We start from the raw sequence: 20,806 nt of genomic DNA on the forward strand, positions 1-20,806 counted from the left end.
GACTGTTTCGGCAATCTTGCGACCAGATTATTGACGGGTTTCGCGTGAAGTGCCTAAAGTCCCCGATTAACGATCGGCCCTAGTTACGAAAATTTTAGGCGCAGCGACGAACTCCACTCCCATGGGCGCGCCGCCGTCAGTCCGTACCAGCTCTTCAGCACCGACCCCCAGGGGAAGAGATCGCCGTGAAGCTCCGCAACGCAATCCCGGCCGCGCTCGCCGCGGCCCTCGCCCTGACCACGGCCGCCTGCGGCGGCGGAACCTCCACTCAGGCGACCGAGAGCGGCGGCAAGTCGTTCGACTTCTGGTCCTTCAGCGGGATCAACCAGAAGGCCGCCGTCGAGGACTACCAGAAGAAGAACCCCGGCACGCAGATCAAGCTGACCGAGGTCGGCAGCTCCGTGGAGACGGCGCAGGCGCTGACGACGGCGCTGGCCGGTGGCAAGGTGCCCGACCTCGTCCTCATCCAGGGCGACGACCTGCCCAAGTTCGTCCAGCAGCCGCAGAACTTCAACGACCTGCGGCCGATGGGCGCCGACAAGATCAAGGGCGACTACCTCGACTGGGTGATGAGCCAGAGCACCGCCAAGGGCGGTGAGATCATCGGCATCCCGACGGACGTGGGCGGCATGGCCGTCGCCTACCGGACGGACCTGTTCAAGAAGGCCGGGCTGCCGACCGACCGCGAGGAGGTGGGCAAGCTCTGGCCCACCTGGGACGCCTTCATCGAGACCGGCAAGAAGTACACCGCCAAGACCGGCAAGGCGTTCGTGGACAACGCGGCCACCAGCGTGTTCTACCAGGCGGTCAACCAGGGGCCGCAGAAGTACTACGACCCCTCGGGCAACGTCGTCTACAGCACCAGCCCGCAGGTCAAGACGGCCTTCGACCTGGCGATCAAGACCGCGCAGGCCGGGATCACGGCCAAGCAGAGCTCCTTCTCCGAGGGCTGGAGCGCGGGCATGGGCAAGGACCAGTTCGCGGTGATCTCCGCGCCGTCGTGGATGCTGGGCGCGATCCGGCGGAACGCCCCGGACACCAAGGGCAAGTGGGACGTCGCCACGATCCCCGGCGGGGCGGGCAACTGGGGCGGCAGCTACCTGGCGATCCCCAAGGGCGCCAAGAACCCCAAGGCGGCCTGGGCGTACATCACCGCGACCCAGTCGCCGCAGGGCCAGCTGGGGCACTTCGTGGACTCCGGCTCGCTGCCCACCACCCCGTCGGTCTACAAGGACCCCAAGCTCACCGGGCTGAAGGACGAGTTCTTCTCCGGCGCGCCGATCGGGACGATCTACACGGACTCGCTGCTCGGCCTCAAGCCGTTCCTCATCGGCCCGGACAGCTCGGCCATCGGTCAGGAGCTGCAGAACGCGATCACGAACGTCGAGCAGGGCAAGGGCGACCCCGCCAAGGCGTGGGACACGGCCCTGGCCAACGTCAAGACGGCCATCGGCAAGTAGGACGAGCGTGACGACAAGCCTCAGCACGGCGCGGGCGGCCGAGGCGCCGCCCGCGCTCGCGACCCGGGTGCGGCAGGGCATCGGCGAGCGCATCGCCCCATATGCCTACATCGCCCCGTTCTTCCTGATCTTCGCGATCTTCGGGCTGTTCCCGCTGCTGTTCACCTTCTATGTGGCGCTGTTCGACTGGAACCCCATCGGCGAGCACGTCTTCATCGGCTTCGGCAACTTCAGCCGGCTGTTCGACGACGCCCGGTTCTGGAACGCGGCCGGGAACACGATCAGCATCTGGCTGCTGTCCACCGTGCCGCAACTGGTGCTGGCGCTGGGCCTGGCCCACCTGCTCAACCACGCCCGGCTCCGGCTGGCGGTGTTCTTCCGGATGTCGATGCTGGTGCCGTACATCACCTCGGTGGCGGCCACCACGATCGTCTTCGCCCAGATGTTCGACCGCGACTACGGCCTGCTGAACTGGCTGCTGGGCTTCGCCGGCGTCGAGCCGATCGACTTCAAGCAGTCGGTGTGGGGCAGCCACGTGCTGATCGCGGTCATGGTGACCTGGCGCTGGTTCGGCTACACCACGCTGCTCTACCTGGCCTCCCTGCAGGCCATCCCGCGCGCGATCTACGAGGCGGCGGCCGTGGACGGCGCGGGCGGGTGGAAGCAGTTCCGCCACATCTCGGTCCCGTCGCTGCGGCCGGTCATCGTGTTCACGATCGTCACCTCGACGATCGGGGGGCTGCAGATCTTCACCGAGCCGCTGCTGGTCTCCCGCAGCGCGCCGCTCACCTGCGGACCGATCCGGCAGTGCCAGACGCTGACGCTGTTCCTGTACGAGCAGGGCTTCGGCCAGTTCCAGTTCGGGTACGGCGCGGCCATCGGCGTGGCCCTGTTCGTGCTGGTGGTCGCCGTCGCGACGCTCAACTACGTCCTGTCCACCCGTATCCGGCCGGAGCGATGATGACCAAGACGATCCGGCGCTCGGGCGAGCGCGTCCGCTGGTGGACCTACCTCCTGCTGGGACTGGCCGTCTTCGGCTGCCTGTTCCCGCTGTACTGGATGTTCGTGGTGGCCACGACCGACACGGCGACCGCCACGCAGCTGCCGCCCGAGATCGCGCCCGGTGGCAACTTCTTCCACCTGGCCGGCCTGGTGTTCACGACGGTGCCCTTCGTCCAGTCGATCGTCAACAGCCTCATCGTGGCCGGGACGATCGGCGTCGGGCACGCCCTGCTCTGCTCACTGGCCGGATTCGCCTTCGCCAAGCTGCGCTTCCCCGGCCGCAACGCGCTGTTCCTGATCGTCGTGCTCACCATGACGGTGCCGACCCAGCTCGCCGTCATCCCGCAGTACATGATCATCTCTGCGCTGGGCTGGGTGGACACCCTCCAGGCGCTCATCGTGCCGGGCCTGGCCAGCGCGTTCGGCATCTTCTGGATGCGCCAGCACCTGTCCACCACGATCAGCGACGAGATCCTCCAGGCGGCCCGCATCGACGGCGCGACCAGCTGGCAGATCTTCTGGCGCATCGCCTTCCCGCTGGTGCGGCCGGCCGCGTTCGTGCTCGGCCTGCTCGGGTTCGTCACCGCCTGGAACGACTTCCTGTGGCCGTTCATCGTGCTGAAGTCGCCGGAGATGTACACCGCGCAGATCGCCATCAAAGCCCTGCAGAACAGCCTCGACGTCGACCTCGGGCTCGCCATGTCGGGCTCGTTCCTGGCCACCGTCCCGCTGCTGGTGCTGTTCGTCTTCGTGGGCCGGCGCATGGTGGCCGGAATCATGGACGGCGCCTTCAAGGGCTGACCCTCTCGCTGAAAGGAACCGCTCAACGTGCGGATGTACGACAACCCGGTGATCGGCGGGTTCCACCCGGATCCCAGCGTGTGCCGGGTCGGCGAGGACTACTACCTGGTTTGCTCCAGCTTCGAGTACGTCCCCGGCGTCCCGATCTTCCACAGCCGCGACCTGGTGCACTGGCGGCAGCTGGGCAACGTGCTCGACCGGTCGTCACAGCTGGAGCTGCCCCCGGACGTGCCCGCCTCGGGCGGGATCTACGCGCCGACGATCCGCCACCACGACGGCCGGTTCTACCTGATCACGACGAACGTGAGCGGCCGGGGCAACTTCATCGTCACCGCCGAGCGCCCCGAAGGCCCGTGGTCGGACCCCGTCTGGATCGACCTGCCGGGCATCGATCCCGACCTGGCCTGGGACGAGGACGGCTCCTGCTGGTGCGCCTTCTCTGGTACGCAGGTCGCGCGCATCGATCCGGCGGCGGGCAAAGTCCTGGAGGGCCCCTATCACGCCTGGTCAGGCGTCGGCATGAAATATCCGGAAGGGCCGCACCTCTACCAGGTGGGCGACTGGTGGTACCTGCTGATGTCCGAGGGCGGCACCGAGCGCGCCCACAGCGTCTCGATCGCCCGCGCTCGTTCGCCGCGCGGCCCGTTCGAGGCGGGCCCGGCCAACCCGATCCTGTCGCACCGAGGCACCGACCGGCCGATCCAGAGCACCGGCCACGCCGACCTGGTGGAGGCGGCCGACGGCAGCTGGTGGATGGTCCTGCTCGGCACCCGCCCGCGCGGCTACACGCCGGAGTTCCAGGTCCTCGGTCGGGAGACGTTCCTCACGCCGGTGGAATGGGCGGACGGCTGGCCCGTCGTCGGCCCGGTCCTCGAACGCCATCCGGCGCCCGCCGCCTGGCATCCTCTGCCTGAACCGGCGTCGCGAGACGACTTCGACGCCGACGCGCTGGCGCCGTACTGGATCTCGCCGCGTAGTCGCCCGGACGGCTCCTGGTCGCTGGCCGAGCGCCCCGGCCGGCTCACCCTGCACGCCACCGGTGCCACGACGGACCGTCCGGGATGCACCTTCGTCGGCCGCCGCCAGCAGCACCACGACTGCCGGGTCGCCGCCCTCCTGGAGCCGGGATCGGCCACGGCCGGGCTGTCCGTGCGTTTGGACGAGGCCCACCACTACGACCTGGAGGTACACGAAGGGCGGGCGCGCCTGATCGCGCGGATCGGGCCGGTGCGTCAGTGCGTGGCGGACCAGCCCGTGCCTCCGGGGCCGGTCACCCTCGCCATCGACTTCCGTACACGCGACCTCCTGCCGCCGTCCGTGACCACGCCCGCGTCTGCATCCGCGTCCGCGCCTGCGTCCGCTTCGGTGGCCGCGTCCGTCGGCGAGCCGGTCGGCGTCGGTGCTCGTGGCCCGGACACCATCGCCTTCTCCGCCGGCGGTGTTCCGCTGGCCGAGCTGGACGGCCGCTACCTGTCCACGGAGGTGGCGACCGGCTTCACGGGGCGGGTCATCGGCATGTACGTCACGGACGGCAGCGCGAGCTTCGACTGGTTCGACTACCAGGCCGGCTATCACCAGGGGCGGATCAAGGCTTGAACAGCAGGCGGTTCGGCGTGGAGAGCGGGTTGCCGTTGATCGCGAACTGGGTGGCCCACTGGATGATCAAGGCGTTGAGCACGCTGGACGACATCTCGCCGTACCGGTCCTTGATGAGGGCGGCCACCCCGGCCACCGTGGGGGCCGCCATCGACGTGCCGCTCAGCACGCTCGGGTAGATCCCGGCCAGCGGGACGGATGGGATGCCCACCCCTGGTGCGTAGAGATCGACGCAGGGTCCGAAGTTGCTGAACCAGGCCTTGGTGTCGCTGATGTCCGAGGCGGCCACGGTCAGCGTGTTCGGGGCGCTGGCCGGTGATCTGGTGCACGCGTCGACGTTCTCGTTGCCGGCGGCGACCGAGACGAAGACGCCGGAGTTGGCGAGGCTGGTCACCGCCGTATTGAGCGCCACGGACTGGGGGCCGCCCAGCGAGAGGTTGGCCACCGCCGGGTGGATGGCGTGGGCCGTCACCCAGTCGATGCCGGCGATGATCGCCGAGGTGGACGTGTCGCCGCTGCACTCGGGGAACACCTTGACCCCGCGCAGCCGCACCAGCTTCGCCACCCCCCAGGACTCGCTGCCCACCGTGCCGGACACGTGCGTGCCGTGGCCCTGGCAGTCGACACCGTCGCCACCGAAAGCGTCGAACACGTTGATGGCGCGGTCGCCGAACTCGCCCTGGTCGGTCTGGATGCCGGTGTCGATCACATAGGCGCGAACCGACGCGCCGGTGTATCGGAATATGTAGCGATTATTCAAGCCAAATCGCTGGTCGATGCGGTCGAGATTCCACGGCGGGCTGAACTGCTGGTACCAAGGGAGTTCGGCCTCGGTGCTCGGCGCGGGGTCCAGCTTGATGGGTTTGTCCGCCTCGATCGCTATGACGTCCGGGTGGCCGCGGAGCAGGGCGACCTCTTCCGGGGTCAACGTTGCGGAGAAGCCGTTGACGGCGTGGTGATAGATATGATTTGGCGAGATATACGCCGGTATTTCGGCGCCTTCTTTCAGCGTTACGATGTAGTTGGCGGACGACGGGTGAGTGGCCCCGATGACGTCGCCGTCGGTGGCCCGCGCCGGCTGGAAGGCGACCGCCGGCGCGAGGGCCAGCAGCATGCCTGATATGCCCGATGCTAGATACTTTCTCACCAAGGTGCCCTTTCGAGTGCATGGGCGATGATCTCCTTAGTGCCATTTCTCCAGTCGTGCATATAGCGATTCGCTCGCTTGAGTACGCGGAGTGAAAAGTGATTTATCGGCGGGGCTTTTTGCAGGGGATTGGGCTGGTGCTGAGCGCGGTCTCCCGTCTCGACGGGGAACCGCGCTCAGGCTCCTTATTGCTTACCTGTAGGTGATGTCCGAGCTGGAGTAGAGGCAGTTGACGCCGTCGGCGCCGCTGCCGATCTTGGTGGGTTCGCCGCTGGTCACGCCCTTGTACTTCTCGCAGATCACGATCTTCTTGCCGGAGTCGCCGACGATCGTGATGCCGGAGAACCTGGCGGTGTCGCCGTAGTTGGTGTTGATGCCGGCCAGCGTCTTGCCCGAGTACGTGGCGGTGACGTTGGAGATGACGACGTGGCGCGCGTACTGCTTGGAGCAGTTTCCGCAGGAGCGGTAGAGCTTGCCGAAGTTCGTCACCTGGAAGTTCCTGATGTACATGGTGCCGGGGCCGTTGTGCTGGAAGACCTTGTCGCTGGCCGCCTTGGCGCCGCCGCCGTCGATCGTCATCGTCTGGGACGACGAGGTGCCCTTGAAGGTGGCGGCGTCCTCGCCGACGTCCTCCCACCAGACGTTCTGGAGGGTGCAGGTGCCCGTGCAGTGAATGCCGTCGGCCGCGGGGGAGCCGAGGATGACGTTCTTCAGCACCGCGCCGTTGGCGAGTTTGAAGATCGGGTCCTGGCCCTCGTCCTGCCCGCCGCTGCCCAGGTCCCCGGTGCCGTAGTAGCGGATCATCTTGCCGTCGACCGTGCCGGACACGTTGATCGTCGCACCGACGGCCTGCTGGCCGCTCGGCGTCGGCCAGGCCGCGGCGGATGCCGGCGGCCCGCTGGCGATGCCGCCGGCCAAGGCCAGCGCGGCGGCCGCTATCGCCACTATCCGGGCCCGGATTGTCTTTCTCACGGTTGCCTCCCTGCTGATGCCTTCGCCTGTCGTACACGTATGTGAACGAAAGACAGGTGAGTGAATGACCATCAATGTAGGAAAGCGCTTTCCAGTCGTCAATGGAGACGTGATCTCCGGCATCCGGTGAGAAGGCGTCGTGGCTGGCCAGGGCATGACAAGACTGTTTGCTGGGGGTGAAACTTTCAGTTCTGTCGCTGTGGTTCCAGGAGGTCCGCCAACGAGGACCTCATCGCCGCGACCAGATCCCGCCGCGGGTTGATGAGCCACTGGAGTTGAAGCCCGTCCCACAGGGCCACCAGGGACTCGGCGATGCCCTCGGGGGCCCGGCTGTTGGAAACGCGGCCCGCGTCCTGGTCTCGGCGGATGGCGGCCGCCAGCGTCTCGATCAATCTGTCGTACCTGTCGCGAAACCACTCATGCGCCGGATGGTCCGCGGCCGACGACTCCGCGGCCATGAGGGCGAGCAGCCTCAGCATCTCGGGGCGTTCGAGGTTGCGGTGAACGTACTGCAGCACGGCGTACGCCACACCCTGCTCCCGGCAGTCCGCGGTGAAGGAGTCGGTGTGCGCGGAATCGGCGTTCTCGAGTACGGCCACGAGCAGTGCGCTCTTGCTGGGGAAGTGGTGGACGACGCTGGTCAGGCTGAGGTCCAGCTGCTTCGCGATCTCCCGCAGCGACCCGCCCCGGTAGCCGCGGGCCGAGAAGACGGACGTCGCGGAGGCGACGATCTCGGCCTGGCGGCGCGCGCTCTTGGCATAGGGCCCCCGCCGCGTGCCGGGTCGGCTCGCCGTCTCTTCGGTCATGCGATCAACCCTATGGGCCCCGCGCCCGTCGCAGGGGGAATTCGCCCAACGAAATTATGGCAACTGTTCGGTTTTTGGGATAACGTCTCGCTCACCCACACCACGACTTGCGGAGGAAGCGGTGGAGCTTCCCTCGGGTGGAGAGGACCGGGACCACAAATGCGCAGCTCAACCATGGTGAAGTCACTCGTCGGCGGCCTGGCCGTCGCACTGTTCCTGACCGGCTGTGGCCGGTCCGACCCCGGCCCGGCGCAGTCCGCGGCGGCCGCCCCGATTGACGCCAAACCTGCCGACGGCGCCATCACCGTATGGGCGATGGGAACGGAGGGCGAACTCCTGCCCAAGCTCGCCGCCGAGTTCAGCAAGGCCAGCCCCGGCGCGAAAGTGCAGGTGACAGCGGTTCCCTGGCAGGACTACGCCAAGAAGGTGCAGACCGCCATCGCCTCAGGAGACACTCCGGACGCCACCATGGTGGGGGCGGTGGACCTCGCGGCGTTCGCGTCCACGGGCGGGCTGGAAAAGGTCCCGTCCAAGCTCGTCGACTACGACTCCTTCTACCGCGGCGCCGTCCAGAGCACCCTCTTCGAGGGCGCCGAGTACGGCGTCCCCTGGTACGTGGAAACGCGCTCCTTGTTCTACCGCAAGGACATGGCCAAGGCCGCCGGGGTCTCCGCGCCCAAGACCTGGGAGGAGTACGGCCCGTTCCTCCAGGCCCTTCAGAAGCAAGGCGCCAAGTGGGGGCTGTCCCTGCCCACCGGCGCCACGGCGACCTGGCAGGGCGTCGTGCCGTTCATGTGGCAGGCCGGAGCGCAGATCATGAGCGAGGACGGCACCAAGTTCGCCTTCGACACGCCGGAGGCGCTCAAGGGGCTGGAGTTCTACCGGTCGTTCATCACCTCGAAGATCACCAGCCCGAACGGCCCGGTGAGCCTGGGCGAGATCGAGCCGCAGTTCGTCGCCGGGTCCACTGCCGCGCTCATCGCCGGCCCCTGGGAAGGGAGCCTGCTGAAATCCGCCGGAGGCGCGTCCTTCGTCGACGACAAGGTCGGCATCACCCCGCTCCCCTCCGGGCCGAAGTCCAACGCCGGCTACATCGGCGGCGGACAGTGGGCGGTGTTCAAGGACGCCAAGAACCGGGAGGGCGCCTGGAAGTTCATCCGGTGGATGGCCGGTCCTGACGCCCAGAAGACCTGGTACGACCTGTCCGGAGACCTGCCCGCCGTCGAGTCGGCCTGGAACGAGGGCAAGCTCGCGACCGATGCGACGTTGGCCGTGTTCCGTACGCAGCTGAAGACGGCACAGCCCGGACCGACCACCACGACGTGGCGACAGGTCACCGCGGTGCTGGACGCCGAGTTCGAAAAGGTGGCCAAGGGCGTCTCCTCGCCGCAGGCGGCCTTGCGGGAGATCCAGAAGAAGGCGTCGGCGATCGGAACCGGGGCGTAGCGATGGCCTCTCTTGCCACCATGCCCTCCTCGTCAGGCCGGGCTGCCAAGCCACCGCAGGCTATGTCTGGACATTCCCGGCGCACCCTGGTCGCGTGGGCCTTCTGCGCGCCCTTCATCGCACTCTTCGCCACCTTCGGCGTATGGCCGGTGCTCTCCTCGTTGTCGATGAGTGTCACGGACATCACGAACCGGGACGTACGGGCGCCCTTCAGCGTCAACTTCGTGGGCATCGAGAACTACACCAGCCTCTTCGGGGATCCGACCTTTCTCCGGGCGGCCCTCAACACGGTCTACTTCGTCGTCGCGGGAATCCCGCTGACGATGGTCATCGCCTTGGGTCTCGCCGTCGCGCTCAATTACGGGATCCGGCGGGCGAAGGGACTCTTCAGAGTCGCGTATTTCGCGCCTGTGGTGACCAGCATCGTGGCGGTGGCGGTGGTGTGGAGATACCTCTACCAGGAGGACGGAATGATCAACTCCGCCCTCGCCGTCGTGGGAATCCACGGCCCGGACTGGTTGAACGACCCGAACTGGGCCATGCCCGCGCTCATCCTCATGGCGGTCTGGCGCCACTTCGGCATCCCCATGGTGATCTTCCTGGCCGGGCTGCAGTCCATTCCCGAGGAACTGCGGGAGGCGGCCCACATTGACGGCGCCACTCGCTGGCGAACTTTCCGCAGTGTCACGCTGCCGCTGCTCAGACCGGTCACGCTGGTGGTCGCGGTGTTGCTGAGCATCGGTTACCTGCAGTTCTTCGAGGAGCCGTTCGTGATGACGAGTGGTGGCCCGCTGGACAGCACCACCTCGATCAGTTACTACGCCTTCGAGCAATTCGGCTTCGGCAACTACGGCACGGCCGCCGCCGCCTCGTACGTGCTGGTGGCCGCGATCGCGCTGCTCAGCCTCCTGCAGTTCCGTATCTTCCGAGCGAAGGCGTGATATGACCACTGCGAGCGCGAGCACCGGTGCGGCCGCCTCCGGCATCGGCGTACGCATCCGACCTGCCCGCATCCTGCTCTACGGCGCCCTCGTCATCGGCCTGATCGCGACGCTGGCACCGTTCGCGTGGATGTTTCTGGGATCGGTCAAACCGACCGGGGAGATCGTCGCCTATCCGAGCTCCTGGCTTCCCCGTTCTCCGACGCTGGACAACTTCACACTGCTGCTGTCGAAGCAGAGTTTCGGCCGGTACTTCTTCAACAGCGCGCTGGTCGCCGCGGTGTGTGTCATGGGCAATCTGCTCTTCTGCTCCATGGCGGGGTACGCCTTCGCGAAGATGGAGTTCGCCGGAAAGCGGCTGCTGTTCGGCCTCGTCCTCACGATGCTGATCATCCCCGGAACCACGACTTTCGTGCCGCTCTTCGTCCTTGTCAGCAACATGGGACTGAGTAATTCCTACCTGGGATTGATTCTGCCCTTCCTGGTGACACCGCTCGGTGTTTTTCTCATGCGCCAGTTCATCCAGGACATTCCAGATTCGCTGGTCGAAGCGGCCCGGCTCGACGGTGCCGGGGAAACCCGCATCTTTCTCCGGGTGATCGTCCCGCTCTGTCGTCCGCCTCTGGCGACACTGGCGATCCTGACCTTCCTCGCCCAGTGGAACAACTTCCTATGGCCACTGGTGATCGCGCAGACCGAGGATCATTACACGCTGCCCGTAGCGCTCGCCCTGTTCTCGGTGGGCGCCAACGGCACCAACTACGGTCTGCTGCTCGCCGGCGCGGTCACCGTCGTCACTCCGATCCTGGTGCTCTTTCTGTTCCTCCAACGACAGTTCGTTCAGGGCATCGCCAACACCGGCATCAAATAACCACCGGCATCAAATAACCACCGGCATCAAATAACCACCGCGTGAATCACCGCGCGGAGAAAAGGAGCACCGACCATGCTTCGCCCGCAGGACGGCCCCACCCGCGAACGCCGCTCCCTGGCCGGCTTGTGGAGGTTCCGGCTGGACGCAGAGGGAGCGGGCCGCGCCGAAGGCTGGTGGCGCTCGCCCCTCGCGGAAGCCGTGGACATCCCGGTACCGGCCAGCTACAACGACATCTATCCCGACGTGACAGTCCGGGACCACGTCGGCGACGCCTGGTACCAGACGAACGTATGGATACCGGTCCAGTGGACAGGACAGCGCATAGTCCTGCGGTTCGACGCCGCCACCCACCGCGCGACCGCCTGGGTCAATGACACCGAGGTCGTCACCCACGAAGGCGGCTACACCCCGTTCGAAGCGGATGTGACCGCACACCTGCGACCGGGAGCCGAGAACCGCGTCACCGTCGTGATCAACAACGAACTGAGCTGGGCGACGATCCCGCCGGGCACCATCGAGGAACGTCCCAACGGCCGCCGGGTGCAGCGATACTTCCACGACTTCTTCAATTACGCGGGCCTGCACCGGCCGGTCTGGCTCTACACCACGCCCCCGGAGCACATCAGCGACATCACCGTCACCACGGCCTTCGACGACACCACCGGCGTCATCGGCTACCGGGCGGACAGCACCGGGGAGACGGACTCGGTCCGCGTCTCGCTGCGCGACGCCTCAGGTACCGAGGTGGCCGCCGCCACGGGTGCGGCCGGCACCCTGCGCGTGCCCGACGTACATCCCTGGGCACCCGGCGACGGCTACCTGTACGAGCTCGAGGCCACTCTGCTCAGCGCATCAGGGGAGGTCACCGACAGCTACCGCCAGCCGGTGGGCGTGCGCACGGTGGAGGTGCGCGGGAAGCGGTTCCTGATCAACGGAACCCCCTTCTACTTCAAGGGATTCGGCAAGCACGAGGACGCGGCGGTGCGCGGCAAGGGGCACGACGACGTGCTGATGGTGCATGACTTCGCGCTGATGGAGTGGATCGGCGCGAACTCCTTCCGCACCACGCACTACCCGTACGCGGAGGAGGTTCTCGACTACGCCGACCGGCACGGCGTCGTCGTCATCAGCGAGACGGCGGCCGTCGGACTCAACCGCAACATCGGCGGAGGCGTCTTCAGCTCCGGCAAGCGGGTGCCCACCTTCTCCCCGGACACGGTCAGTGACGAGACCCAGCGTGCCCACCTGCGGGCGATCCAGGAGCTGGTGGCGCGCGACAAGAACCGTCCCAGCGTCGTGTTGTGGTCCGTGGCCAACGAACCCGACAACGTCCAACCCGAGGCGCGCGACTACTTCGCCCCACTCGCCGCGGAATCCCGTCGCCTCGACCCAACCCGGCCCGTGGCCTACGCCAACGCGCTGCTCGCGCCGCCGGACCAGTGCGTGGTCACCGACCTGTTCGACGTCGTTCTGCTCAACCGTTACTACGGCTGGTATTTCGGTCCCGGCGATCTGGAAGCGGCCGAGACCGCGCTGGAGACCGAACTGCGGCAGTGGGCGGCGCTGCATGACAAGCCCATCGTCATCTCCGAGTATGGCGCTGACACCTACCCCGGCCTGCGCAGCATCGTGCCCAACCCGTGGACCGAGGAGTATCAGGCGGAGCTGCTCGACGTCTATCACCGGGTCTTCGACCGGGTCGACGCGGTGGTGGGCGAACAGGTGTGGAACTTCGCCGACTTCGCCACCACGCCGGGCGTCTTCCGCGTCGACGGCAACAAGAAGGGCGTTTTCACGCGCGACCGCCGCCCCAAGACGGCCGCCTTCCACCTGCGCGCCCGCTGGCGCAAAGACGCGCCCTAATAGTCGACGGCCTCGGGTGCCGGGCCGATTCGGCGTGCCAATTCCTCTTCGTCGTAGCGCACATCTATGCCGTGCTGTTTCATCACCGAGACGAGTTTCTTCAGCGGAATGTGAATATCGGTGTGGCCGACCTCCTGCCACCCCAGGTTCGACCCGTTGTCCGAATCCGCGGACATGACCATGAAGGGAACCTTGGCCCATCCTATTTCCGAGCACATGATCGCACCTCCGTCCGAGGTGGTGCCGCACTTGTAGATACGTACCTCTTGAATGAAGTCGCCAGGCATGCTGAGCCTCCGAAGTGTGCCGACGTCGCGAAGCGCCATGTTGGTGGCAGGCTCCGGCGTACCCGGACGCCGACCTCGGAATACGATCACCGCGGTCAAGATAGCCAAGATCACAGAGTCCGTCAGGGTGGGCAGAGGGCCGTGAGGCGGCGCAGGTGGAAGGCGTACGCCTGGGGGTCGCCGTCGGTGATCGCATGACGCATCGCCAGTGCCTCGTCCGTCATCACCGGGTGGGTCGAGCGGTCGGCCGCGTCCAGGAGCGCGAGAAGAGTGGCCCGCAAGTCTTCCTGGCTCGGCAGACGGTGGAGGAGGTCGCAGGCTTCCAGGGCCGCCGGATCGAGGCCGAGGGTGGCGGGCGGTGGTTCGGGAGGAATCCGTACGGTTTCTGGGATCCACAGCACGGTCAGCGCGGCGACGGCGATGGCCATGGGCACGATGGGTGCGATGCCCGTGGCGGGAGCGGCGGGGGAGGGGCGCCTGGATACGACGGAAGTGGCTCTGGCCGACCAGACGGACGTGGATCTGGCCAACCAATGGACGACCAGGGCGGCGACCAGGGCCGCGAGGGAGCCGACGACCGTCACCTGTCCGAGCGGGAGGCGTACCGCGGACAGTGACACGTCCCACGCGCAGGGACCGGGTCTGAGGCTGAAGGCGTCCAGGCAGCCGCCGAGTACGCCGGCCGATGGCATGACGAGCGCACCGATGGCGCCCGTGAGGAACGCCGCCATCATGCCCAGGACGACGGCGAAGCGCTGCCGCCTGAGAGTGATCACGCAGGCCACGATGGTGGCCGCCACCGCCTGTAGGAGTATGGCGAGCGACACCTGCCAATGGTTGAACAGCAACGCGAAGCCGGGCAGGGCGCGCTGCGCCGGTGTGTACGCCTGGTGAGCCAGGAAACGGATGGCGAGCAGCGACGCCGCGTACGCCACCGCCGCCCCCACGCCCGTCAGCACCGCCAGCCGGACGGCGGCGGCCGGCCGGGTGAGCACCAGCGGCGGGCGTGTCAGGCGAGTCAGCCAGCTTGGGCACCCGTGGGCAGGCGGCCTGACCAGCCACGCGGCCAGCGGGACAGCCCAGACCCCGACCAGCGCGGCCGCGATCACCACCTGCCGAGAGAAGTACTGGCTGAGCGGATGGTTCAGCGCCAGCCACAGCCACCAAGGCCCGGCCCGATCCACCGTGGCGGTGCCGTTCAGCCCGCTCGCCTGGAGATAGTCGCCCGCCGGCAGCTGGGAGAGATCCGGCACCTCGAGCGTCAGGAGCTGGACGCCGAACCAGCACGCGAACAGGCAACTGGCCGCCACGACGATCGGCACCACGGCGACACCGATCGGCGCCCTGCCGATGACGGGCAGCCACGCGGCCGCCGTGGTGGCGATCCACCGCACGATGAGGCAGGCGCACGCGACAGTGACCGCCGCCGAGACCAGCCAGAGCAGGGGGGTGACGTCGCCCGTCCCACTCCAAGATCCGGTGATGGCGCTCGCCGCCGACAGGGGCTGCCCCAGCACCAAGCCGAGCCCCAGCCCGAGCCCCACGTACGCCAGCCGGGAACGCGCACGCCCCCTGACCGCCCGGTACGCCGACCAGCGCCAGACGGCGACGGCCACCACGCCCATCGCGAGCGGCGCGAACAGCAGCGCCGACAGCCACCGGTTGACCAGCGCGTCGAGCCGGGGTGCCGCCAGCCAGAGCAGGGTGGCGAGATTGCCGTACACGATGGTCGTCGCGAGCCCGGCGCCGAAGGACTCCCAGAAGCCCGGCGCGAAAACAGCCTCCGGGTCCCGCAGCAGCCGCAGCCGGACCTGCGGCTCGAAGTGCCGCCGAACCAGCCCACCCCACAAAAACGGCTTGTGCCTCGAACCGCCGCTCGGGGGATCGTCATGCTGCCGACCGCTCAGGACGGCCTCAAGGCCACCCGCCCCGCCCTCCCACATGGCGGCGCGCACATCGGCGTACGTCTCGCGCGATCGCAGGACGGCGTTCCGGGTGAGGTAGACCACGGCGAGCAGGAACAACAGCCGCCAGACCACCCCCAGCGACGCCCCGTCCGGCTCGTCGGCCAGGCTCACCGTCACCGGCACCAGCGCGACGATGACGAAGGCCCGCCAGAACGCCACCGTCAGGTACGTCCTGTCGACGTCGGCGTTGCGCAGGTGAGCGAGTTCGTGCAGGACGATCGCGCGGAAGGCGGCCCTGTCGGTGACCAGCTTCGTGACCAGGCCGGCGTCCAGGCCCAGGTAGCGGCGGCCGTAACGGCCGAAGGCGACCCCGCCGACGGAGCCGGTCAGCCGCCACAGGTACGTGGGGGGCCGCGCGAGGCCCGCGACGGCCACGAGACCGTCCAGTTCGCGTACGTGGTCCGGAGCGTCCTCAGCCCGCAGCGGCCGCAGCCCGAGCCGGCGGATCCGCCAGGCGGGCAGGTACCAGTAGATCAGCCCGGCCACCAGGAAGAGCAGCGCGAGCCCGCCGGCCACCCAGACGGCCTTGGCCTGCTCGTACGGCGCCACGCACGCGAGGAGCCGGCCGGCGACCGCCCCGATGTCCGAGCCCTCGGCCCCGGGCGCGACCTCCCAGCAGCGCGAGTAGACCCGCTCCTCGCTCGCGCCCTGCGGCGACAGGCTGAAGTAGAGGATGTTGAAGGCGAACACGCTCGTACCGACGATCGAGCCCATCAACAGCACGAACCGCAGCGCCGTCTGAGAGGGCACGGCGAAGGGATCGAGCGGTCGCTCGCTCATGCGCTGAGGCTTTCGGCCGGGCCGAGCGGGAGCCTGTTCATGCGCCCAGACTCCCGATGACGGCGTCGGCGAGCAGTTCGGCCTTGTCCTCCGGCAGGTCCATCTGGCGGGCCTTTTCGAGCGCCGTCATGCGCACCCGGGCGAGCTGCTCCGGCGTCAGTGGCGCGACCGGCGGCAGGGCGTCGTTCTCGGTTTCGGCGGTGCGGCGCAGCAGAGCGCGCATCGCCCGGCGCAGCCCGTCCTTGCCGCGATCGGTCACCACACGGGCGACGTCCTGCGCCAGCTGGTCCAGGATCGCCGAGACGACAGGGAGTACCACGGGCGTCAGCAGGATGACCGCCGACTCCAGCCCGAACCCCAGCATCTCGTCGCGCCCAGCCCGCCCGGCTGGGAGACGGCCGCCCCTGTCGAAGTAGACCGTCGCCACCATCGGGAAGAGCGGCAGTTCCTCAGGAGCGGCGCGTCTCACCGTTTCGCGGGCGATCTCCTGAAGCAGATCGCGGTCCGCGAGATCGAAATCACCGATGCCGTTCATCTCCGTTCCGGATTTCGCGTAGAAGTTTCATCTTTCGACCCCGGTGTTAGCAATCCTGAACGTAGCTATAGCCGCTCAGGACAAGGGTTCGATAGGGATAGCCAAAACCGGCCGGGTCCTGACAGCCCTGCCATGACCATGACTCCCGCCGAGGGGCGGTGTTGGGAATGTAGAAGGTCATCTGAGTTCGCTCGACGACGACCGTGCCCGCCCATCGCAGCCGGCCTTTGGCGATGATCAGATCCCCCTCGGGGCCGAGGGTGACCGAGCCGTAGGCGGTGCCGCCGGACGTTCCGCCGCTCCAGGTCCCCTGGAGCTCAGCGGGTACGGCCGACCTGGGAAACGCCTGCTCAGAGTCATGGGGAACGCTCGTCCGCAGTGTGGGGACGTTCGTCCGCACCGTGGGGACGTACGAGCCGCCGCCTCCGTCGCCGGGACCCCCGCAGGCGCTCGTCGCCAGTACGGCGGCGCACACGAGCGCCATGCCGAGCCGTACACCGTCGGGGTATCTGGACCGCCCCACGCGGAGTCGTACACTGTCGGCGCGCCCGGACCGCCCTGCGCTGAGCTCTACACCGTCGGCATGCCTGGACCGCCCCACGCCCCGCGCGTGAAACCCCTCAGAGTGGTCCATTTCAGCATTTAGGCGTATTTCTGGCGTCGCCCCTGATTTTCCGCTGAACCGCGACCGAATTGTCTGCCGCGCCATGATTCACCCTCCCCTTTCCCCATATTCTGCGGACCGGATCCGGTGCCGCGGAATACGCTCTTTGACGTAGCCCGAGGGGGAGGACGCGCACATGGGCCGCTCATTGATGAACCCCATGGAGCTGAGCTATCAACTAGGCGACCTGCCCGGCCGCGAGGCCTATTTGGCCGCCGCGTCCGCCTGCCTCATCTCCGCCCTCGACGGCGACGTCGCCGGCTGGAACAATCTCGACCTCCCCGCCCACTCGGTGGAGCTCTGGTTCGACCCGCCGGACGCCGAGATCTCGGTGGATCTGCTCGCCGCCGTCATGGACGAGCACCCTCTCGTCCGCCACTACCTCGACCACCCCGGAGACGTCTCCCCGAGGCGGATCAGCGACTGTCTCGCCGAACGCGCATGGAGGTCGCACCGCGTCTACCGCGAGCTGTTCGTCCCGATGCAGGCCCGGCATCAGCTCGCCATCGTCGTCGGTACGTGGCTGCCGTCGGGCGGCCGCGGATGGGCCGTCAACCGCTCCGGCCGCGACTTCAGCCAGACCCACGTGGAGGTGGCGCAGGCGCTCCAGCCGGTTCTGACACTGCTCGACCGGATCTACACACCGGGACCGCCAGGAACGCGGGGAACACCGGAAATGCCGGGCGCGCCAGGAACGCCTGGAGCAGTGGGAATGCCTGGAGCAGCGGGAATGCCTGGAGCGCCGGGGGCACTGGGAATACCCGGAATGCCGGGAATCGCGCCGGAATGGGACAGCGCCCAGCGCGACGAGGCGCGGCTGCGCGCCGGCCTGACCAGCCGCGAACTGGACATGATCACTCTCGTCGCGAGCGGGCTCAGCGCACAGCAGATCGCCTGCCTGCGCCGGATCAGCGTCCGCACCGTCCGCAAGCACCTGGAGAACGTCTACGGCAAGCTCGGCTGCCACGACCGAATGCTGGCCGTCAACCGCGCCCGCCACCTTGGCCTGATCTGACCCGTCGGCCGTCCCCGCGTCTTTCCATCCATGGCAGAATATTGTTCGGTAGTGTTGTTGCCTATGACGGACATATTCGACGACCTCAAGGCCGAGTACGAGCAGTTGGACGTCGTCCTCGCCGGTCTCACCCCCGCCGAGTGGTCGCACCCGTCGGCCGCCGAGGGCTGGACCGTGTCCGACGTGGTCCTCCACCTGGCCCAGACCGAGGAACTCGCCGCCGCCTCGCTCGCGGGCGAGGACGTCACGATCAGGCGCGAGCCCGCCACCGACGGCGAGCCCGGCCGGGAGTCCGGTAGAGGGGTGGATGCGGCGGCGGACGCCATGGTGGCCGCTCAGCGGGACATCGCCCCCGCCGATCTCCTGGCCCGCTGGCGCAGGGCCGCCTTCGCCACCCCCGCCGCCCTACGCGCCCAGCCCAAGGGCACCCGGCTGTCCTGGGTGGCCATCCCGTTGTCCCCGGCGACCCTGGCCACCACCCGGCTGGCCGAACACTGGGCCCATGCCTACGACATCACCGCGCCCCTCGGCATCCCCTATCCCGACACCGCGCGCCTGCGCCATATCGCCTGGCTCGGCCACCGCACCCTGCCGTACGCCTTCGACGTCGCCGGCGTCGAGGGCGGGCCCGTCTACTGTGAGCTGACCTCACCCGACGGCGAGCTCTGGCGCTTCGGTGACCCCGCCGCCGCCTCCACCGTCACAGGCCCAGCCGCCGACTTCTGCCGTGTCGGCGCCCACCGCCTGGCGCCCGCCGACTCGATGCTGAAGACGACGGGCCCGTACGGCGCCAAGGCGCTCGCCGTCCTTCGCAACTATGCCCTCTGACAGCTCCCGCCTGCAGCCGTGGGGGTGAACCGGGGGCGGTCTGGTGGGTGCGAACGTCCGATCGCGCTCCCCACACCCGTGGGGTAAACCGAGAGACCGGCAATCTCACACGACCCCGGGTCGGTGCTTCTCACACCCGGTGAGGGTGAACCTAAACCGTCTCCGGCGAACGCCCACGACCGGGACTGTACGGTTTTCGGCTCTGTCCCGTAATCGGTGGTGGCGTTAAGTGATCTTCACTGCAGCAGGATTCGGTGGCGCAGAAGGTCGAACCCGGCACGGCCGTGCATCTGTCGCATGATCCTCTTCGTGCGGGTGTTGACGCCTTCGGTGCGGCCGTTGTGGTGCGGAAGGGTGAGGGCGGCGTTCACCGCGCCGCGGTCGAGTTCGAGGCCGTTGGCGAAGCCGTGCAGGTGGGGCAGATCAGCTGCTCGGACGGTGGTGATCCAGGCGGTGAGCGTGGCGTCGTTGTCTGCGGCTGGGGTGAGGAGTGCGGCGAAGCTGCGGACATGGCGGGCGAGTTCGGTCAGTTCAGGGCAGGCGGCGGTGACTTCCTGCACCAGCTGGGTGTCGCTGTCACGCAGCCGGTCGGGGTGGGTGAGCAGGAGACGAGCCAGGCGGCGCGGGGTGGTGACGGGCCGTTCTCCTTCGGCTCGGCCTTGGGTGATATAGCGGTAGAGCAGGTTGAGGCTGCCGGTGTAGCCGAGCTCTTTGATCTCACGGAACAACTGCTGGACCGGAACGGCGGGGTCGCTGGCGCGCCGTTCACGCAGGTGATCGCGGTAGGGATCGACGAGAGTGGGTCGGTAGCGCGGAGCGCGGCGCAAGGCCTCGGGCTCGCGGGTGCGGGCGTAGCGTTTGACGGTGTTGAGAGACAGGTTCAGGCGGCGGGCGCACTCCAGGAGGCCGACGCCCTTATCTAGCAGGTCGTGGATCTGCCGCCAACGCTGGCGAGTGGTCTGTTCGCGGACGCCGGCGGGCCGGGCCGGGTTGACCGTGGCCCAGCAGGCGCTGTGGGAACGAACCTCTGCGAGGGTCTTGTCGCACAGGTTCGCCCACAGATGCCATCGGTCGCTGACCTGCACCGCGTCCGGCAGGGCGCGTCGAATCGCCTCGCCGTAGGCGCCCGACCCATCGCGGCAGACGATCTCAACCCCGGGGTGGGAGCGCAGCCACGTCTCCAGGACGTCAACACCGCGGCCGGGCAGCACATCGATCCGCTCGCCCGTCTCGGCGTCGATGAGGACGGTGGCATAACGATGACGGCGCTTGAGCGCGAAATCATCGACGCCCAGCACGCGCGGGGTCCGCAGTGACGGTAGCGGCAGCCGCATGAGCAGTCGCAGTGCCGTGGACCTCGAGACCGCGACGGCCAGGACCGCCGAGAGCCGAGCCCCTGCCCGGCCGGCCAGCTCTTTGACCACCTCGCCCAGTTGCCCGGTGAGCCTGCTTGTCCGACGCTGGTAGCGCTCAAGCAGCCCGGGCACCTGCTCACGGAACGTCTGCCGAGGGCATCCCCGCACCGGGCAGACCAGACGCCGTACCTGCAGCGACACCACCACCCGCCGCCCATCGACCGGGACATCAGTGACCGTCCGGCCGGCATAGCCGTGCACCCGACCGGTCGGCGCCCCGCACACCGGGCACGGCACCGACTCGCCGCGAGTACGGGCCATCACCCGGATGAGGTCTTCCTCGTCCTGTACATCCTCGATGACCAGGGCAGACAGCCCCGCAAACACCACACCCACAAGATCGTCGATCTTCAGCACGGCCCAGCCTGGCAGGTGAGCACTCAGCGCCACCACCGATTACGGGACAG

General features: G+C 68.0%; 18 protein-coding genes. 10 read left to right on the forward strand and 8 right to left on the reverse strand.

What is annotated here, in order from left to right:
- Positions 1–185 precede the first annotated feature (185 nt).
- From ACQP2T_RS26915 to ACQP2T_RS26930, 4 genes are read left to right on the forward strand one after another with little or no spacing between them, the layout of a single operon-like run.
- On the forward strand, positions 186–1,460 hold the full coding sequence (locus tag ACQP2T_RS26915; protein WP_433518818.1) for an ABC transporter substrate-binding protein: 1,275 nt from the start codon (positions 186–188) through the stop codon (positions 1,458–1,460).
- Between the two features lie 7 nt (positions 1,461–1,467).
- On the forward strand, positions 1,468–2,421 hold the full coding sequence (locus tag ACQP2T_RS26920) for a carbohydrate ABC transporter permease (RefSeq protein WP_433518819.1): 954 nt from the start codon (positions 1,468–1,470) through the stop codon (positions 2,419–2,421).
- Positions 2,418–3,263: a carbohydrate ABC transporter permease gene (locus ACQP2T_RS26925; RefSeq protein WP_364005886.1), complete on the forward strand. Its 846-nt coding sequence runs from the start codon at positions 2,418–2,420 to the stop codon at positions 3,261–3,263. The genes ACQP2T_RS26920 and ACQP2T_RS26925 overlap by 4 nt, the downstream gene beginning before the upstream one ends.
- Before the next feature lie 33 nt (positions 3,264–3,296).
- Entirely contained in the window at positions 3,297–4,859 is a 1,563-nt protein-coding gene (locus ACQP2T_RS26930; RefSeq protein ID WP_433519835.1) for a glycoside hydrolase family 43 protein, read from the forward strand.
- Here ACQP2T_RS26930 and ACQP2T_RS26935 read toward each other — a convergent pair.
- The 3 genes from ACQP2T_RS26935 to ACQP2T_RS26945 all read right to left on the reverse strand — a co-directional run bounded on the left by ACQP2T_RS26935 (position 4,849) and on the right by ACQP2T_RS26945 (position 7,784).
- On the reverse strand, positions 4,849–5,973 hold the full coding sequence (locus tag ACQP2T_RS26935) for a S8 family peptidase (RefSeq protein WP_433518820.1): 1,125 nt from the start codon (positions 5,971–5,973) through the stop codon (positions 4,849–4,851). The two genes, ACQP2T_RS26930 and ACQP2T_RS26935, sit on opposite strands and share 11 nt — an antisense overlap.
- Before the next feature lie 225 nt (positions 5,974–6,198).
- Positions 6,199–6,978: a pectate lyase gene (locus tag ACQP2T_RS26940; protein WP_433518821.1), complete on the reverse strand. Its 780-nt coding sequence runs from the start codon at positions 6,976–6,978 to the stop codon at positions 6,199–6,201.
- A gap of 185 nt (positions 6,979–7,163) precedes the next feature.
- Complete coding sequence (locus tag ACQP2T_RS26945) at positions 7,164–7,784, reverse strand: TetR/AcrR family transcriptional regulator (RefSeq protein WP_433518822.1); 621 nt, start codon at positions 7,782–7,784, stop codon at positions 7,164–7,166.
- Between the two features lie 159 nt (positions 7,785–7,943).
- Here ACQP2T_RS26945 and ACQP2T_RS26950 point away from each other — a divergent pair, with 159 nt between their 5' ends.
- The 4 genes from ACQP2T_RS26950 to uidA all read left to right on the forward strand — a co-directional run bounded on the left by ACQP2T_RS26950 (position 7,944) and on the right by uidA (position 12,908).
- Positions 7,944–9,230, forward strand: a complete 1,287-nt coding sequence (locus ACQP2T_RS26950) for a sugar ABC transporter substrate-binding protein (RefSeq protein ID WP_433518823.1) — start codon at positions 7,944–7,946, stop codon at positions 9,228–9,230.
- Between the two features lie 62 nt (positions 9,231–9,292).
- Complete coding sequence (locus ACQP2T_RS26955) at positions 9,293–10,171, forward strand: carbohydrate ABC transporter permease (protein ID WP_433518824.1); 879 nt, start codon at positions 9,293–9,295, stop codon at positions 10,169–10,171.
- A gap of 1 nt (position 10,172) precedes the next feature.
- Positions 10,173–11,042, forward strand: a complete 870-nt coding sequence (locus tag ACQP2T_RS26960) for a carbohydrate ABC transporter permease (protein ID WP_433518825.1) — start codon at positions 10,173–10,175, stop codon at positions 11,040–11,042.
- A 75-nt stretch (positions 11,043–11,117) separates the two neighbouring features.
- Entirely contained in the window at positions 11,118–12,908 is a 1,791-nt protein-coding gene (uidA, locus tag ACQP2T_RS26965; protein WP_433518826.1) for a beta-glucuronidase, read from the forward strand.
- Here uidA and ACQP2T_RS26970 read toward each other — a convergent pair.
- Genes ACQP2T_RS26970 through ACQP2T_RS26985 form a run of 4 tightly spaced genes read right to left on the reverse strand, consistent with a single transcriptional unit; the run spans position 12,905 to position 17,000 of the window.
- Positions 12,905–13,294: a hypothetical protein gene (locus tag ACQP2T_RS26970; RefSeq protein ID WP_433518827.1), complete on the reverse strand. Its 390-nt coding sequence runs from the start codon at positions 13,292–13,294 to the stop codon at positions 12,905–12,907. The two genes, uidA and ACQP2T_RS26970, sit on opposite strands and share 4 nt — an antisense overlap.
- A gap of 23 nt (positions 13,295–13,317) precedes the next feature.
- Positions 13,318–15,942: a M48 family metalloprotease gene (locus ACQP2T_RS26975; RefSeq protein WP_433518828.1), complete on the reverse strand. Its 2,625-nt coding sequence runs from the start codon at positions 15,940–15,942 to the stop codon at positions 13,318–13,320.
- Positions 15,943–15,979: 37 nt separating this feature from the next.
- Complete coding sequence (locus ACQP2T_RS26980; protein ID WP_433518829.1) at positions 15,980–16,477, reverse strand: hypothetical protein; 498 nt, start codon at positions 16,475–16,477, stop codon at positions 15,980–15,982.
- A 46-nt stretch (positions 16,478–16,523) separates the two neighbouring features.
- Positions 16,524–17,000 carry a hypothetical protein gene (locus tag ACQP2T_RS26985; RefSeq protein ID WP_433518830.1) on the reverse strand — a complete coding sequence of 159 codons (477 nt, stop codon included), beginning with the start codon at positions 16,998–17,000 and terminating at the stop codon, positions 16,524–16,526.
- Positions 17,001–17,277: 277 nt separating this feature from the next.
- On the opposite strand from ACQP2T_RS26985, the gene ACQP2T_RS26990 reads away from it, so the two are divergent.
- Positions 17,278–18,156 carry a LuxR C-terminal-related transcriptional regulator gene (locus ACQP2T_RS26990; RefSeq protein ID WP_433518831.1) on the forward strand — a complete coding sequence of 293 codons (879 nt, stop codon included), beginning with the start codon at positions 17,278–17,280 and terminating at the stop codon, positions 18,154–18,156.
- A gap of 63 nt (positions 18,157–18,219) precedes the next feature.
- Positions 18,220–18,984: a maleylpyruvate isomerase family mycothiol-dependent enzyme gene (locus ACQP2T_RS26995; protein ID WP_433518832.1), complete on the forward strand. Its 765-nt coding sequence runs from the start codon at positions 18,220–18,222 to the stop codon at positions 18,982–18,984.
- 236 nt (positions 18,985–19,220) lie between these two features.
- Here the strand turns inward: ACQP2T_RS26995 and ACQP2T_RS27000 are convergent, their stop codons facing one another.
- On the reverse strand, positions 19,221–20,756 hold the full coding sequence (locus ACQP2T_RS27000) for an ISL3 family transposase (protein WP_433519836.1): 1,536 nt from the start codon (positions 20,754–20,756) through the stop codon (positions 19,221–19,223).
- Positions 20,757–20,806 lie beyond the last annotated feature (50 nt).

Source organism: Nonomuraea sp. CA-143628 (assembly GCF_050942315.1).
Lineage (GTDB): Bacteria > Actinomycetota > Actinomycetes > Streptosporangiales > Streptosporangiaceae > Nonomuraea.